Raw genomic sequence first — 407 nt, 5'->3', positions numbered from 1 at the left:
GCAGGAGGCCTCGGTGATGTCGAGGATCTCCGCGATCTTCCGGTGCGGGTAGTCGAACGCCTCCCGCAGCACGTACGCCACCCGCTCGTTGGGCGAGAGGCGCTCCATGAGGGCGAGCACCGCGTACGAGACCGACTCGCGCTGCTCCGCGGTGTCGGCGGGGCCGAGCATCGGGTCCCCGGCGAGAAGCGGCTCGGGCAGCCACTGGCCGACGTACGACTCGCGCCGGGCGCGGGCCGAGGTGAGCTGGTTGAGGCAGAGGTTGGTGAGGACCTTCGTCAGCCAGGCCTCGGGGACCTCGATGCGGTCGACGTCGGCGGCCTGCCACCGCAGGAACGTGTCCTGTACGGCGTCCTCGGCATCGCTCACCGAGCCGAGCAGGCGGTAGGCGATGGCCTCCAGACGGG

General features: G+C 71.3%; 1 protein-coding gene. It reads right to left on the bottom strand.

The genetic code is table 11. From position 1 onward, the window contains the following. On the bottom strand, window positions 1-407 hold a 407-nt coding region (locus tag G3I71_RS49020), incomplete at both ends, for a sigma factor (RefSeq protein WP_275409469.1).

Origin of the sequence: Streptomyces sp. SID12501, assembly GCF_010550245.1 — a bacterium.
Taxonomy (GTDB): Bacteria; Actinomycetota; Actinomycetes; order Streptomycetales; family Streptomycetaceae; genus Streptomyces.
Note: the sequence above shows the minus strand (reverse complement) of the source record. Positions and strands in the feature narration are given on the sequence as shown.